Source organism: Bacillus sp. Root920, from assembly GCF_001429445.1.
In the GTDB taxonomy this organism is placed as follows: Bacteria; Bacillota; Bacilli; order Bacillales; family Bacillaceae; genus Bacillus; species Bacillus safensis.
The window spans coordinates 210,422-225,978 of sequence record NZ_LMJV01000001.1 but is presented as its reverse complement, the minus strand read 5'-3'; the positions used below and the strand labels follow the sequence as shown (position 1 = coordinate 225,978).

The following is a 15,557-nucleotide window of genomic DNA, read 5'->3' as shown; positions in this document are numbered from 1 at the left end:
AAAAAGGCTAAGATGAACTTCATTTTAGCCTTTTTCTTTTGGAAACGGCAGTCGTATGGTAAATGTCGTTCCATTGTTTTTTTCACTTTTCATATCAATATGCCCTTCATGCAGGTCCACAAGCTGCTTCACGATAGACAAGCCCAATCCGTATTCTCCATACGGTGTATTCGTTCTTGAGATATCCGCTTTATAAAAACGTTCCCATATGTGTTTGACTTCGTCTGGCGCAATGCCAATGCCTGTGTCTTCCACTTCGATGATCGTCTCTTGATTTTCTTGTTTTCCTCTTAAGTAAATACGGCCGTCTTCTGTGAATTGAATCGCGTTCTTTGTGATATTGACAAGTATTTGAATGAGCCTGTCATAATCTGCATAAACCTTTAGCTCGGGATCAACGTCCACGATCAGCTGATTGTTTTTCTCTTCGGCGATTCGGCTCAGCTGCTCTTTCATCACTTCAAATGTGTCAATGAGTGGATAATGAAATTTCTGAAGGGTAATTTGATTCGATCTAATTTTCTCATAATCCATATTTTCATTGACGAGGCGCAACATACGTTTTGTCTCATCAGTGATTAAGGCATAGCATTTCTCTTTCTCTTCTGCTGACACATCCGCAGTGTTCAGCCATTCCACCAGTCCTCGAATGGTGGTCAGCGGTGTTTTCAATTCGTGAGACACATCTGCGATGAATTGACGTCTGCGCTTTTCGAGCCGGTCAATTTCCTCTCTTGATTGCTGAAGACGCTTGGCCATCATATTAAAATCCTCACCAAGTGTGCCAATTTCATCAAGGTGTTTGTTTTCAAGCTTGATGTTGTAATCACCTTGCGCAATCTTTTCAGTCGCCTCTCTCAACTTTTTGATGCGGTTCACATGAAATTTAGACAGGAACAGGCTGAGAATAAAGGTGATCGTCAGCGCCACAAATACGATGATATACAGATAACGATTCATTTGGGCGATGAGCTGTTCAGCGCCTTGAATCGGGGCAATAAGGACAACTCCGCCCTTTAGCTTTCCATCCTCCATGACAGGGAGCGCCACAAGTGATGCCTCTTGATCAAGGCGGCGTGAATCACTTCGCTTCACAATGATTTGCTCTCCTTTTGAGAGTTTGGCCCATAAATCCTTTGTCAATAATACTTCATGCGGCGGCATCACTTGCTGCTGAGACAGAATATCTCCTTTTTCATCAAACACGAAAAAACGAATTTGCCTCGTCGAAAGAATATCTTCAAATGGCCGCAGACGAAAGGTCATCTCGCTTTTAGGGAGTCGTTTATAATCTTGCAAGATTTCATTCCCATAGGAGCTCATTTCATTCACTCTGTTTTGATAGGCAATATCTTTCACAAAATGAGATAAAAGGGTGCTGATAATGACAATGGCAATGAGCAATAACCCAAGGTGACTGATCAGCAGCTGATAAAAATATTTAATCTTCATCGAACTTATACCCTACGCCCCATACTGTATACAAAAAGGGCTTAGGCCCGTCCCCAATTTTTTGACGCAGCCGTTTAATATGAACATCTACCGTTCGTTCATCTCCATAAAATTGGTATCCCCAAATTTGCTCAAGCAATTGTTCTCGTGAAAATACTTGCCGAGGATGCTGAATAAAAAAGCACAGCAGATCGTATTCTTTCGGTGTGAGGTTCTCTATTCGCTCTCCATCCAGGAAAACTTCTCTCGTTTTTTTATCCAACTGAAAATGTGCTGTCTCCAGCCGTTCGCCCTCATTCACCTTTTCTTGAGTAGTTGTATGAGCAAAGCGTCGTTTCACCGCTTTAATTCTTGCCATCAAGGTGAGTGGACTAAAGGGCTTGGTCACATAATCATCTGCCCCAAGATCAAAACCAAGCACCTGATCAGATTCAGTTTCCTTTGCTGTCAGCATGATAATCGGAATGTCACTGATCTGGCGCACTTTTTGGCAAATGGTCAGACCATCCATCGAAGGAAGCATGACATCTAAAATGAGCAGATCCCAATCCTCCTCTTGCTTAAAGCGATTCAATCCTTCTAATCCATCATGAACGAATTCCGCTTGAAATCCCTCTCGTTGAAAAAACATATCCGTCATTGTACAAACGCTCTGATTATCTTCAATCATTAATATTTTCATGATCAGCCTCCGCTGCTACCATTGTTTTTCTTTATGTAGCTTTATTTTACATGTTCCCTTTCAAATCTCAATTGGATTCCCACTGTTTTTATGAACTTATCATCGTTTGGTCATCTTTTATTCATACTTTTTGAAAGAACTAATACTGCGGAGAATCACATGAGGTTTTTTTATGATGGCATTGCAGAAGATGGTCAAGATGTTAGTTGAAATAGGACAGCGTCATTTACATATATTTATAGAAAGAACTTCCTGACAGTTATAGGATAGATCTATTTAAAAAAGCTCATCACTATATCGATGAGCTTTTTTATCATGCCAGCAACTTCAAATAAGCAGCGTTGTTTTCCTCTTCAACCGCCTGTAAAATCTGCTGTGCCTGAGATGCGCTTGTGACGCTGCTTAACTTTTGTATGATGTCTTCTTTCGATAACGCACAGCCTGGTGCTCCCTGCGGAATATCAACCCGCTTGCTCATGGTGGTGCCGTCAGTTAAGGTGAGCTTCACAATCGTAAAGCGTCCTTTTGGAACAGCATTGGGATGGGGTTCTGTCGTTTGATCATATCCTCTGCTTACCCGCTTCATCCATGTCCGCATGTTTGATGGAATGTTTTTTTTCGTAAAGGCATCCAGCGTAAGCGTCTGTCCAAACACTGCAAGTGCGATGACGTATTCGACACTGAATCGTCCTTCTTCCCCGGTTAAAGGTGTCCGCTCAATAAGCGCCGCATCTCCGCCTGGCGGGAATATGACATCGACCTGTTTTACCTGCTCCGGCAAGAAAGACCGCTCTTTCATTAAGGATTGGATCGCATCTGCTGCATGGTGGGCTGCTGAGCAGAATGGATATACTTTGAACCACAGCCCCGGCGAAACGATACGCCATGTAGAACCATAGCCCTCTAGCAAACGGCTTTTCGCAAGTTCCAGATCTCCATAGAGTGAAAAGAAACCAAGCGCGCCATCAAGAACCGAGTCATTCCCGCCAAAACCTGAACAAGCTAAATCCATAGACCAAACGGCTGTTTTAGCAGCTAAGCCGGCTTGTAATGGTTTCATATCAGAGCCAAACTGCTTTCGCATTCCGGCTGATTGCGCTCCGGCAAAGCCGATTGCTTTCGTCAGTTCTTCCTTGGAGACTTGTTTCAAATAGCCAATCGCACACACTGCCGCAATGGCTCCGAGTGTTCCTGTATTATGCCAGCCCCGCTCATAATGCGCCTTACCGATGGATTCGCCAAGTCTTGCCATCACTTCGACACCTGTGATGTAGGCAGCTAAAAACCGCTCGCCATACCCTTTGCCGTCTGTCAGCTGTGATAGCAGCGCTGGAATGATGACCGCGCTCGGATGTCCTCTCACATCTGAGTGCACATCATCATAATCCAGGGCATGGATGAGGTAGCCATTCAGCATTGCTGCAGATTGGCGGCTCACCTTCTTTCCTTGTCCAATGACAGGAATCTGAGCGGCTCCGCCTTCCTGTTCAACAAGCTGCATCAGCTTTTGGATCCCTTCATCCTCTTTCGCAGCAAGCGCTGATGCTGCCGCGTCTAACAGGCCATTTCTAGCCATTTGAATGGCCCGCTCATCTTGCAGCGGATCAGCAGAAAGCACTGCTTCTGCCAGATGTTTTGTTAATTCCATGATCGAGACTCCAATGCCCGAACGGCAAGCTCAGCAAAGAAGGCAGCGGAAACTGGAAGTGCGTCTTCATTTAATGTAAACGCAGGGTGATGCCACTCCTTCGTACCACTAGTCCCCATCCATACAAAAAAGCCTGGAATGCGTTCTTGATAAAGAGCAAAATCTTCTCCGCCCGGTGACTGCTCTGCCTGCACGACATGTAAGTCAAGTGAGCCAGCCGTTTCTTCTACTACCTTTTTTAGACGCTCATCATTCATGACAGATGGCAAATAAGGATGCCATCTTACTTCAGCCTCTGCTCCAAATCCTTCTGCAATTCCACTGACGATTTGTTTCATAAGCTCTGGAATCATCGCTCTTACTTCAGGCTCAAACGTCCGAACGGTTCCTTCCATCTCAACACGGTCGGGTATGACATTCCATGATGTACCGCCCTGGATACGTGTGATACTGACAACCGCATGATGCAAGGAGCTGATGCGGCGGCTGACTATTTGCTGAAGGGCGCTTGTGATCTGCCCGCTGATGGCAATGGGGTCTACCGTGTGATTTGGAATACCGGCGTGGCCACCCGTTCCTTTAATATCGATTTCAAACCGGTCCACACTCGCCATCAATGCTTTTTCTCTAATGCCAATCGTGCCAACTGGCAGGTCAGGCTTGTTGTGCATACCAAAAATCGCATCGACTCCATCTAAAACGCCTGCCTCTATGACGTGTTTCGCCCCTTGAGCAACTTCCTCAGCCGGCTGGAACAAAATACGCACCGTTCCTTTGATCTCGTGTTTCCGCTCTTTTAATAAAAGAGCCGCGCCAAAAATAGAAGCTGTATGGAAATCATGACCGCATGCATGCATTTTACCCGGTACCTTTGAAGAAAATGATTCGCCAGATGCCTCTTCAATCGGAAGTGCATCAATATCGGCTCTCAAAGCAATTGTCGGCCCCTCTTGTTCTCCTTTGATTTCACAGACAACGCCTGTTCGAAGGGCTGGGATATCAAGTACAGTGATTCCTTCCTCTTCTAACCAGTGGCGCAGTTTCTTTGTCGTTTCATATTCTTCAAACGCCAGCTCTGGATGCTCATGAAGCGCTCGGCGAATGTTGATCAAACGTTTGTTTAAAGCTTCATTTCCTATTGATTTCACTAGACACTCACCCCTCTAAAGAATAAAAAGCAGCTTATGCTTCTTCAGCCGCTGCTTCTTTTTGGATAAATCGTTTCGTTCGTTCATTCTTTGTTTCATCAAATAGCTCAGTTGGCGTCCCCTGCTCGATAATATGACCATCCGCCATGAAAATCACATGGTCTGCCACTTCTCTTGCAAACGCCATTTCATGTGTGACGATAATCATTGTTGTTTCTTGAATCGCAATGGATTTAATGACTTGAAGCACACCTGAGACAAGCTCTGGATCAAGCGCTGACGTTGGTTCATCCAGCAAAATCGCATGTGGATCAACCGCTAACGCACGGGCAATCCCAATCCGCTGCTGCTGTCCGCCAGATAATGTGACTGGATAGCTGTCAGCCTTTTGCTCTAACCCTACCTGCTTCAGCAGTTTCATACCGATTTCATTCGCCTGCTGCTTCGTCATTTTTTTCGTCACAAGCAGTGATTCTGTTATGTTTTGCAGTGCTGTCTTGTTTTTAAATAAATTATAGCTTTGAAACACCATGGCCGTTTGTTGACGCAGGTGATGGGCTTCTTTACGTGAATATTTGGACGCATCGAGCCTTGCATCACCAATTTCAATCGTGCCTTCATCAGGTGTTTCTAATAAATTTAAACAGCGCAGCAAGGTGGATTTACCGGAGCCAGAAGGTCCGATAATGGCCACAACCTGCCCTTTTTTCACGTCGAGATTGATTCCGTCTAAGACGACAAGGTCGCCGAATGATTTCTTCAAATTGGTGAGCTTGATCATGTCCACACCTCCTTAATTCCGGTAAGGTTTGCTGATTTTTCGTTCAAACAGGTCCTGCAGGAAGCTATAAATGATCGTCATCACCCAATACACGATCCCTACGGCTAAATAGGTTTCAAAGTATTTATAGTTCGCCGATGCAATCATCTTCCCTTGTGCAAACATTTCTGCCACACCAATCGTAAAGGCAAGAGATGTTTCTTTTAAAAGACCGATAAAGGTATTCCCCGTCGCTGGAATTGCATTTCTAATGGCCTGCGGGAAAATAATTCTAACGTAAGACTGCCATCTTGTCATACCGACAGATAAGCATGCCTCAAGCTGCCCTTCATCCACTGAGTTCAGAGCCGCTCTGAAAATTTCTGCTAAGTATGCTGAGTTTTTAATACTTAATCCGATAATGACCGCTGTTAAAGCATCCATTGAGGTCATCGCAGGGAATAGCTGCGGGAGACCAAAATAAATGAGAAAGAGCTGAACCAAGGTTGGAACCGCTCTGAAGAAAGAAATATACAGCTTGGCAAATTGGTATAAAACAGGTATCCGGTTTTTCGTAATGAGAGCGAATACCACACCAATGATAATGGCAAATACCATGGAGACAATCGCCATGAAGATCGTTATCGGCAAGTATTGAAGCAATGTCGGAAACACCGTCACCATATACTGCCAATCAATTTTGTTCATGTCTGCTCTTCACCGCCGCTGTCGTTATTTTTTAATTGGCACTGTGACATCGTCTTTGAAATATTTCTCAGACAATTTCTTAAGTGTCCCGTCTTCTCTTAATTCTTTGATGGCTTTGTTAAATTCTTCTCTTAGTTTGTCATGCTTTTTATCTTTCGCAAATGGATAGCCTACTTCTTCATACACAATTGGGTTGCCTACGATTTTCAGCGGCAGACCTGTTTTTTCAATTTGAGCAAGTAATACACTGCGTCCGTTGACATAAGCATCTACGCGGCCATTTGCCACTTCATTTAATACGCCGTCTTGCGTTTCATATGTTTTAATCTTAATTTTCTTGTCAGGGTCTTTGCTCTCTAAGTTTTTAGCATGGTTAGAGCCAAGAACCGCCGCCACTGTTTTTCCTTTTAAATCGTCAAGACCTTTGATGTCGTTGTTGTCTTTTTTCACGATGATTTGTGTTCCTGCGTAAGCGTACGTATCTGTAAAGTTAAATGTTTGTTTACGCTCGTCTGTGATGGCAACTTGGTTTGACACTGTATCGAGCTTACCAGACGTCAGCTGTCCCATCAGTCCGCTGAATTCACTCAGCTGCCAGTCTAGTTTGTAGCCAAGCTTTTTCGCAATGGCTTCTGTTACTTCAACATCGAATCCGACAAGCTTGCCATTGTCTTTATAAGCAAACGGATAGCTTTGTCCTGTAGCGCCTACTTTTAACACCTTTTCGTCTTTGCCTTCACTCTGATTGTTGCCGCCGCAAGCTGCTAAAACTGCCAGCATTGCTGCAAATAGAACGACTAGCCACTTTTTGTTTTTCATGTTCGAAAACCCTTCTTTCGTCTTATTGTTGTGTGATATCTGATCTTAATTGTTTTTTGAAATAAACCGTGATATGACCTTTGCCTAAATCTTTTTCTCCTGCTCTGACATAGCCTTTACGCTCATACATCTCTATGAGCCATGGATGCTTATCAGCTGTACCGAGCGACACGTACGGCACCTTCAGTGTATCCCTTAGCACTTCGGTTTCAACCCATTCCAGCAAGGCTGAGCCTGTGCCTTTTTTGGCAGCTGGTTCTGAGGCAAACCACCAGATGTGAGGGACGCCGAATGGTCCTGGCTGCTCTCCCCAAGGCATACGGAGTGATAAGGTGGATAGAAGCTCTCCGTTTTCTTCCATCACATAGCAAAGATTCTTTTGTACATTATTCTGAACGAGAGCGAAATCAGCATGTGCTGCTTGGAACTGGATGCCTAGCTCACGAATTGGCTCGTAGGCTCTTGTTGTCAGTTCAAGCAGCGCCTCTATATCTGCCTCTGTTGCCAGACGAAACGTGTATCCCAACGTTAGTCACCTCACCCTTATGTCGTGTAGCGATTTTTTGGCTCTGTTAATCCAAGATTTTCTCGTAAGGTTTGTCCTGTGTAATCGGTTTTGAATAAGCCTCGTTCCTGAAGGATTGGGACGACGCGGTCTACGAACACATCCAGCCCTTCTGGCAAGAGCGGCGGCATGACATTAAAGCCGTCTGCTGCTTCTTCACGAAGCCATGTTTCCATCACGTCTGCCAGCTGCTGCGGCGTTCCAATGAAAATATTATGACCGCGTGAGCCGGCAACCGATTGATAAAGCTGGCGAATGGTCAGGTTATCCTTTCTCGCCATATTCATCACGAGATCAAAACGGCTTTTCACCGCATTTGACGTGCTCGGATCAATCTCTGGAAGCGGCCCGTCTAAAGGATACTGAGACAGATCAATCCCGCCTAAGTAATTTTGCAGAATGCTCAGTCCAATCTCAGGAACAATCAGCTCCTGTAATTCTTCATATTTCGCTTGGGCTTCTTCCTCTGTATCAGCAATGATCGGGAAGATACCCGGCATGATGCTGACGTCCTCTCTAGCACGGCCAGCAGCCTCTACTTTCCCCTTCAAGCTTTGATAAAATTCCTTCGCTTTATCAAGATCGTTTTGTGCAGTGAAAATGAGTTCTGCTGTTTTTGCTGCAAGCTTTTGGCCATCTTCAGAAGATCCTGCTTGAATGATCACGGGCTGCCCTTGCGGCGTGCGTGATACGTTGAGAGGACCTCTTACTGAGAAGAACTCACCTTTGTGCTGGAGCTCATGAAGCTTACTAGATTCGAAGAATTCTCCCGTTTCCTTGTTTCTGACAAGGGCGTCTTCCTCCCAAGAATCCCAGAGACCTTTGACGACTTCGACGAACTCTTCTGCACGCTCATATCGTTTATGGTGTGCTAAATGCTCTTCTCCGCTAAAATTTTTCGCTGTTTCTTCAATAGAAGATGTGACCACATTCCATGCCGCTCTTCCGCCTGATAAATGATCAAGGGAGGCAAACTGCCTTGCAATATGGAAAGGCTCACTGTATGTAGTGGAAGCTGTTGCTGCTAAACCAATGGTTGAAGTAGACTCAGCAATCGATGAAAGCAGCGTGAGCGGTTCAAATCTCGTTAATACGTTCGGATGAGAGGTTTGATTAATGGATAAACTGTCGGCTAAAAAGAGCAAATCCAGCTTTCCTTCCTCTGCCTTTTTCGCTAATTGTTTAAAATAATCTAGGTTCATGGCTGCATCTGGTACTGCATTCGGATGTCTCCAAGAGGCAACGTGATGTCCAGTTCCTGCGATGAATACGCCTAGCTTGAGCTTCCTTTTCGGCTGTGACACTTGTTCTTCATCCTTTCTATATCCTACATGTATCAAACTGAAGTCTTAGAAGATACATTTTTCTGATTGAATTAATCGGTTTTATTAATAAAAAAAGGGCAAATGTTGCGAAAAATGAAAAATAATTATTACTATATGCCCTTTTTACAGGATTGTCAACCGCCTTCTGAACCTCCAAAATAAGGGATTTCAAACGCTCATGATGGTGTATCAATCTCAATATTTCCGATGAGCCGGTCTGTGGTATGTGTCAACAATTGACTGCGTTCCAGCATGTTGTGAGCGATGACAGAATGAGTGGAATTTGCGGTGCGGACAGCAATCGCTTTTTGAGGAGATAGATTGATGATGTTATTGCGCAGCACACGGGCTGAGGCGGCCTGGTCAATAAAGATCGCCGTCGGCTGTCCGATCGATCGATTTAAATAGAAACGGTTATCTCCAATTTGTGGCGAACCATTTTTAATATACATCACCACATATAAGGATGTTTCTTCAAAGGAATTATCTTTAATCTCTAATGCCCCCGTCGTGCTGCTGTATACAGCGTAGTTTTGATAGTTTTTAAAGCGATTCTGCCAGATGAAAGCCTTTGCATTTTCGGTGACACTGATCGTATAGGAAGAATCTAGCTCCGGATGTCCTTCTTGAATAAAGTGATTGCCGTTGATCCCGACTTCCCCTTCCTGCACCCAGATTCCTCTGCTGAATTCTTTGAATTGATTGTGCTGGATGAGAATATTCGTTCCTCTCACCACGGCCGCATCGATAACAGAGTAGACCGTATTGTTTGAAAAGACGACACTATCCGATTGATAGATACGCAGCGAGGCGCTTCTTTTTCCGGTATTCGTTCCTGATTCAATATGGTTTCCTTCTATTAGAATACGATTCGCCATATAAACGGACACAGCCGCATCTTCAAAAAGACTAATCTTATTGCCTGTAATGTGAACACTGTCTCCCCTCACATCAATCCCTTTTTCAAACCCCTCAATCATATTGCCAATAATCACCACATTGTTTTCCGTTTGACCAAGTGAGACGCCTAAGCTCGTAATCCCTGCTTTTGTCACACCCCCTCCCACTGCACGAATCATATTGTTGGCAATGATCGTTTCGGTGGAGAAACCATAGGAGATACTGCTATCTGTATGATTGCCTTCAATGATCACACCATAACCGTTAAAGTTATAGATGGAGCTCGCTGCCCCTCCTCTGACGATGTTGTTGCGAATCTGAATATTCAGAGGCTCCTCCATATTAACGGCATTTTCTCCATAGCCTTCAATATCAATACCCATTCTCGGCTCGACCCCATTTACTCCTGCTCTTTCCAAGAGACAGTCCTCCACAATAACCCCATCACAGCCTGTAATCGAAATATTGTTGCGTCTCGAATCTGTGATGGTGCAGCCAGAAATATCAATAGATGCAGCAGGCGAGTATGGTTCCCCCTCTGTCAACAAACCGTGGGGACTGACAATGATGCCGTCTCCCGTACAATTTTTTATTTGGACATGATTGACCTCTACATGGGAGGCACCTTCAATACATATCCCAAAGCCCCATTCATGGGTTTTTCGTTCAGCGGGGAGCGGCTTGTATACATGCTCATGACGATCCCCTTCAATACGCCCGCCTCGAATGGTCACATGCTCAACCTTTCCTATATAAAAAGCTGCATACCCCCATGAATCATTTGGTTTCACCTTTATTACAGCGTCTGACGCCATCTCAATGCATATATGACTTGGCACCCGTATACCTGCACCTCGGAAAGGAAAAAATGGATCACCTCTGTACACCGCATCGATTAAATATGTGCCGCTCGGCAGCCAGATATGGGAATATCCCTGTGCTTTTGTCCACTCTAAACATTCATTGAGCTTAGCTGTGCAATCCGTTTTCCCGTCAGCAATTACGCCAAAATCTAGTACATTGACAACTGGTTTTTTTAGATCAGATTCATTCAATTCCCCCAACCTAATCACTCCTTTTCACACATGTTCTCTTGTCATCCTATGCATGTGGTAAAGGTTTGCTTGTACATTCCTTCAAATTTTAAATAAATTCTTTTGGAATAACTTTCCGATAATTTTCACTTCAAAGAATTTTTCAATTTTTTGAGTCTTTACGCCTATTGAACTAACATTTTCCTGTTTTAGAATAGTTTTATATTGACACAAGAACTATACAAGAATATCATTTTTCTCATATCTCTTTTTTTAAGAAAGGATCTATGCCATGTCTACAATTGATCACGATAAAATTGTTAAAAGTGTTCCTCAAAAAGGGTTTTTTGGACATCCTAAAGGACTTTACACACTGTTTTTCACTGAATTTTGGGAGCGTTTCTCCTATTATGGCATGCGTGCACTGCTTATTTATTATATGTACACAGAGGTGACAAAAGGCGGTCTAGGCTTTGACCAGACGACAGCCAATTCGATCATGTCTGTCTACGGTGCGCTTGTCTATATGTCAGGAGTGATTGGCGGATGGCTCGCCGACCGGGTATTTGGTTCGTCCAGTACGGTGTTTTATGGCGGAGTTTTTATTATGCTTGGCCACGTGATTTTGGCTTTGCCAAGCGGAGCAACAGCGCTCTTTATTAGTATGGGACTGATTATTATCGGGACAGGTCTTCTCAAGCCAAACGTTTCAAACATTGTTGGCGACCTGTATACAAAAACAGACCCGCGCAGGGACTCTGGATTTAGTATTTTCTACATGGGGATCAACATGGGTGGCTTTATCTCCCCATTAATTGTCGGAACACTCGGTCAAAAAGTGAATTTCCACCTCGGGTTCTCACTCGCTGCCGTGGGGATGCTTGTTGGACTTATTACATTTGTGGTCACAAAAAAACCGAATCTTGGTCTTGCCGGCACTTATGTGACAAATCCATTATCAGCTGCCGAACGTAAGAACTTCAAAATTTACGGATCATTGGTTGTGATTTTGCTTGCGGTTTTTGCTGTCATTGGCATTCAAACAGGCGCACTCACAATTAATCTATTCACTTGGTTTGTCAGTGCCCTTGGTGTACTCATTCCGATTGTTTATTTCATTGTCATGTATTTCAGTAAAAAGACGAGCGCAGTGGAACAATCCAGGGTTCTCGCTTATATTCCATTGTTCCTTGCTGCCGTGATGTTCTGGGCGATTCAAGAGCAGGGCTCAAACATTTTAGCAACATATGCAGATCAACGAACAAACTTGAATTTCCTTGGGATGACACTAGCGTCTTCATGGTTCCAATCATTGAACCCAATCTTTATTGTGCTGCTGTCTCCAGTGTTTGCTTGGTTATGGGTCAGACTTGGGAAGAAACAGCCGTCTACCCCGATTAAATTCTCACTCGGTCTTCTGTTTGCAGGGTTATCCTTCATCATCATGATCATTCCTGCATACATGTCTGGTCCGAACACACTTGTGAGCCCATTATGGCTCGTTCTGAGCTTCTTCCTCGTCGTGATCGGAGAGCTCTGCTTATCACCAGTTGGACTGTCAGCGACAACAAAGCTGGCCCCTGCTGCCTTCTCAGCGCAAACGATGAGCCTTTGGTTCCTTTCAAATGCAATGGCACAGGCGATCAATGCGCAAGTAGTCAAACTGTTTGATAAAGTGCCGGAAACCGTCTATTTCGGTATCATCGGATTCCTTGCCATCGTTTTATGCGTTGTGATGCTATTACTGACACCAGTGATTAAGAAAGCGATGAAAGGCGTTCATTAATAAAAAACTGGGCATGAGTACATCATGTCCAGTTTTTTACTTTAATTATAATCATTATCTTACTGCATTATTCATTCGTTTTCATTGGTACTGTCTCATTTATTTCAATATTAAAATAATTCACGGCATTGTGATAACAAATATCTTTGACTATTTTTCCTATAAATTCGTAATCCCTTGGAAGCTCACCATTTTCTATCCAAGTCCCAAATAAATCACATAAGATTCTTCTGAAATATTCATGGCGAGGGAACGATAAAAAGCTTCTTGAGTCTGTAAGCATCCCTACGAAAGTGCTAAGCAAACCTATATTAGATAATGTTTTCATTTGATCTAGCATGCCGTCTTTTTGATCATTAAACCACCACCCAGACCCAAATTGAATTTTTGCTCTGGCATCAGAAGACTGAAAATTCCCTATAGTAGAGGCCACAATCGCATTATGAGCGGGATTTAAATTATAGATGATGGTTTTAGGTAAAAGGTTGTCTTTGTCTAATTCATTCAAAAAACCATTTAAATGTCTTGCTAGGTGGAAGTCAGACATAGAGTCGTACCCACTATCTTTCCCCGTTAACTTGAACATTCGTGTGTTATTATTCCTTAAAGCACCTATGTGTAATTGCATGGTCCAATGAAGAGAATGATATTTTTTACTCAGGTGAAGAAGAGTGTTTGTTTTAAATTTATTGATATCCTCTAGGGATAGTGTTTTTCCTTGCAGAGCACGTACAAATATAGAAGACACTTCTTGTTCAGTAGCTGGTGAAAATGGAAATATTTCAAAACCATGATCAGAAATTCTGCATCCATTCGCGTGAAAATAATCAATTCGCGAATGTAATGAAGCGATAAAGTTTTCATATGTTAAAACAGCGCCGTTGATTGAATCACCTAATTTTTCTATATAGTTCACAAAATTCGATTGTTCAATATTTAAAGCATGATCCGGTCTAAATGTAGGTAGGACCCTAGTTTTAATTCCTACATCTTTACGTATGATTTGATGAAGTTCTAAAGTATCGATTGGATCATCAGTCGTACACACAACTTTTACATTAAATTTTTCTAAAATTCCATTTGTGGACATGTTACTTTCATTTAATCTCTCATTACAAATATCCCAAACTTGATGTGCATTTTTTTCTGAGAACAACTCATTTATATTGAAATAACGACTTAATTCTAAATGTGACCAATGATAAAGAGGGTTTCCTATTGTATATGGAACCGTTTGCGCCCAAGCTAAGAATTTTTCCTTGTCACTTGCATTCCCCGTGATCAATCTTTCTTCTACGCCTAACCATCGCATCGCCCTCCATTTATAGTGATCTCCATTAAGCCAAATATCAGTCATATTTTCATATTTTTTGTTAGCAGCAATGTCATCAGCCATTAAATGCGTATGAAAATCATAGATTGGCATATTTTTCGCGTAATCATGATAAAGAACTTTTGAACTTTCATGATTAAGCATCATATCTTCGCTTAGGAATGTAGACAATATCGTCACCTCTATACTTATGTTTAGAAAATCTCAATTAAATGAAATAAGGTGTTATTAACAAAAATAACACCTCACTTTTTTAAATCTTACTTAATTCAACCTCCGTATTTACATAGATTGCGTCTCGTTGTGCAATTAAACATAGTTCTGCGGCTTTAAAAGTATGCTCTTGAGTCATAGCATTTTCAGTATCGTTTAAACAATCTAAAATAAGTTCACCAAAGTAAGGGAATCCTACTTCTCCATTTAGAGAAAAATGCTGCTCTGTCTGTTGATTTACTAAGTATAAATGGTCTCCTGTTTTATCCCTTGCGATGTCTACGTATTTGCGAATTTCAATATACCCATCTGTTCCAAGAATGAATGTGCGCCCATCCCCCCAAGTGCTAAGGCCATCAGGAGTCAGCCAGTCTACTCTAAAGTAGTTTGTAGCCCCATTATCAGCAATCAAAGTAGCATCACCAAAGTCTTCTAATTCTGGATATTGATGATGCTTATAATTGCCCACTTTACTATGTACAACTTTTGCATCTTTTGCGCCAGAATAGAAAAGGAATTGTTCAATTTGGTGACTGCCAATATCACATAGAATACCTCCATAATATTCCTTTTCGAAAAACCAGCTTGGTCTGCTTTCCACATTACTACGATGTGGGCCAGTTCCAAGAACTTGTACCACTTTTCCAATGGCTCCTTGTTCAATCAATTGACCAGCAAATACGGCACTCTCCACGTGCAAACGTTCACTATAATAAACAGCCCATTTAAGTCCCGTTTCAGCTGTTTTTTTACGAGCAAGCTCCAATTGTTCTAACGTTGTAAAAGGTGATTTATCGGTAAAGTAATGCTTACCATGATCTAAAACACGCAGCCCTAAATCACAGCGTTTAGATGTAATGGCTGCGCCTGCCACGAGCCTAACATCTGGATCTTCGAGAATTTCTTTCTCACTTTTGGCTGCCTGTACCTCCGGATATGCTTTACAAAATTCTTGTACTTTTTTCTGATCATGATCATAAACCCATTTTAATGTAGCCCCAGCCTCAGTTAATCCATTGCACATTGCATAGATGTGTCCATGATCAAGACCTATTGCCGCCATGACGAATTGTCCTTCTGTAACAACAGGGGCACTTTTTCCCTTAGGAGCATAATTCATTCCATCACTTTTCTGCATGATTGTTCCTCCTCTAGCTAGCTTCCAGTTTATTTTTAATAATTTA

13 protein-coding genes are annotated in these 15,557 nt (G+C 42.8%); 1 reads left to right on the top strand and 12 read right to left on the bottom strand.

Annotated features, from left to right (window positions below):
- Window positions 1–24: 24 nt before the first annotated feature.
- The 10 genes from ASE42_RS00870 to ASE42_RS00825 form a co-directional block, all read right to left on the bottom strand.
- Window positions 25–1,452 carry a sensor histidine kinase gene (locus ASE42_RS00870; protein WP_034622940.1) on the bottom strand — a complete coding sequence of 476 codons (1,428 nt, stop codon included), beginning with the start codon at window positions 1,450–1,452 and terminating at the stop codon, window positions 25–27.
- Window positions 1,442–2,134: a response regulator transcription factor gene (locus ASE42_RS00865; protein WP_024425529.1), complete on the bottom strand. Its 693-nt coding sequence runs from the start codon at window positions 2,132–2,134 to the stop codon at window positions 1,442–1,444. The genes ASE42_RS00870 and ASE42_RS00865 overlap by 11 nt, the downstream gene beginning before the upstream one ends.
- 313 nt (window positions 2,135–2,447) lie before the next feature.
- Complete coding sequence (locus tag ASE42_RS00860; protein WP_056765139.1) at window positions 2,448–3,782, bottom strand: MmgE/PrpD family protein; 1,335 nt, start codon at window positions 3,780–3,782, stop codon at window positions 2,448–2,450.
- On the bottom strand, window positions 3,773–4,930 hold the full coding sequence (locus tag ASE42_RS00855) for an amidohydrolase (protein WP_056765136.1): 1,158 nt from the start codon (window positions 4,928–4,930) through the stop codon (window positions 3,773–3,775). Before ASE42_RS00855 ends, ASE42_RS00860 begins: the two co-directional genes overlap by 10 nt.
- 34 nt (window positions 4,931–4,964) lie before the next feature.
- Window positions 4,965–5,711: an amino acid ABC transporter ATP-binding protein gene (locus ASE42_RS00850; protein WP_056765133.1), complete on the bottom strand. Its 747-nt coding sequence runs from the start codon at window positions 5,709–5,711 to the stop codon at window positions 4,965–4,967.
- Window positions 5,712–5,723: 12 nt separating this feature from the next.
- Window positions 5,724–6,398 (bottom strand): amino acid ABC transporter permease, encoded by a 675-nt coding sequence (locus ASE42_RS00845; protein WP_024427305.1) that lies wholly within the window; start codon window positions 6,396–6,398, stop codon window positions 5,724–5,726.
- 24 nt (window positions 6,399–6,422) lie between these two features.
- Complete coding sequence (locus ASE42_RS00840; protein WP_024427304.1) at window positions 6,423–7,217, bottom strand: amino acid ABC transporter substrate-binding protein; 795 nt, start codon at window positions 7,215–7,217, stop codon at window positions 6,423–6,425.
- 22 nt (window positions 7,218–7,239) lie between these two features.
- Window positions 7,240–7,743: a GNAT family N-acetyltransferase gene (locus ASE42_RS00835; RefSeq protein ID WP_056765130.1), complete on the bottom strand. Its 504-nt coding sequence runs from the start codon at window positions 7,741–7,743 to the stop codon at window positions 7,240–7,242.
- Window positions 7,744–7,760: 17 nt separating this feature from the next.
- Entirely contained in the window at window positions 7,761–9,086 is a 1,326-nt protein-coding gene (locus ASE42_RS00830; protein ID WP_034283773.1) for an LLM class flavin-dependent oxidoreductase, read from the bottom strand.
- 197 nt (window positions 9,087–9,283) lie between these two features.
- Complete coding sequence (locus ASE42_RS00825; RefSeq protein ID WP_056765127.1) at window positions 9,284–11,071, bottom strand: right-handed parallel beta-helix repeat-containing protein; 1,788 nt, start codon at window positions 11,069–11,071, stop codon at window positions 9,284–9,286.
- A gap of 262 nt (window positions 11,072–11,333) precedes the next feature.
- On the opposite strand from ASE42_RS00825, the gene ASE42_RS00820 reads away from it, so the two are divergent.
- Window positions 11,334–12,827 carry a peptide MFS transporter gene (locus ASE42_RS00820; protein WP_056765124.1) on the top strand — a complete coding sequence of 498 codons (1,494 nt, stop codon included), beginning with the start codon at window positions 11,334–11,336 and terminating at the stop codon, window positions 12,825–12,827.
- A gap of 67 nt (window positions 12,828–12,894) precedes the next feature.
- Here the strand turns inward: ASE42_RS00820 and uxaC are convergent, their stop codons facing one another.
- Both uxaC and ASE42_RS00810 read right to left on the bottom strand, forming a co-directional pair.
- Window positions 12,895–14,331 carry a glucuronate isomerase gene (gene uxaC / locus ASE42_RS00815; RefSeq protein WP_056765121.1) on the bottom strand — a complete coding sequence of 479 codons (1,437 nt, stop codon included), beginning with the start codon at window positions 14,329–14,331 and terminating at the stop codon, window positions 12,895–12,897.
- Between the two features lie 82 nt (window positions 14,332–14,413).
- Window positions 14,414–15,511 (bottom strand): Gfo/Idh/MocA family protein, encoded by a 1,098-nt coding sequence (locus ASE42_RS00810; RefSeq protein WP_034622949.1) that lies wholly within the window; start codon window positions 15,509–15,511, stop codon window positions 14,414–14,416.
- Window positions 15,512–15,557 lie beyond the last annotated feature (46 nt).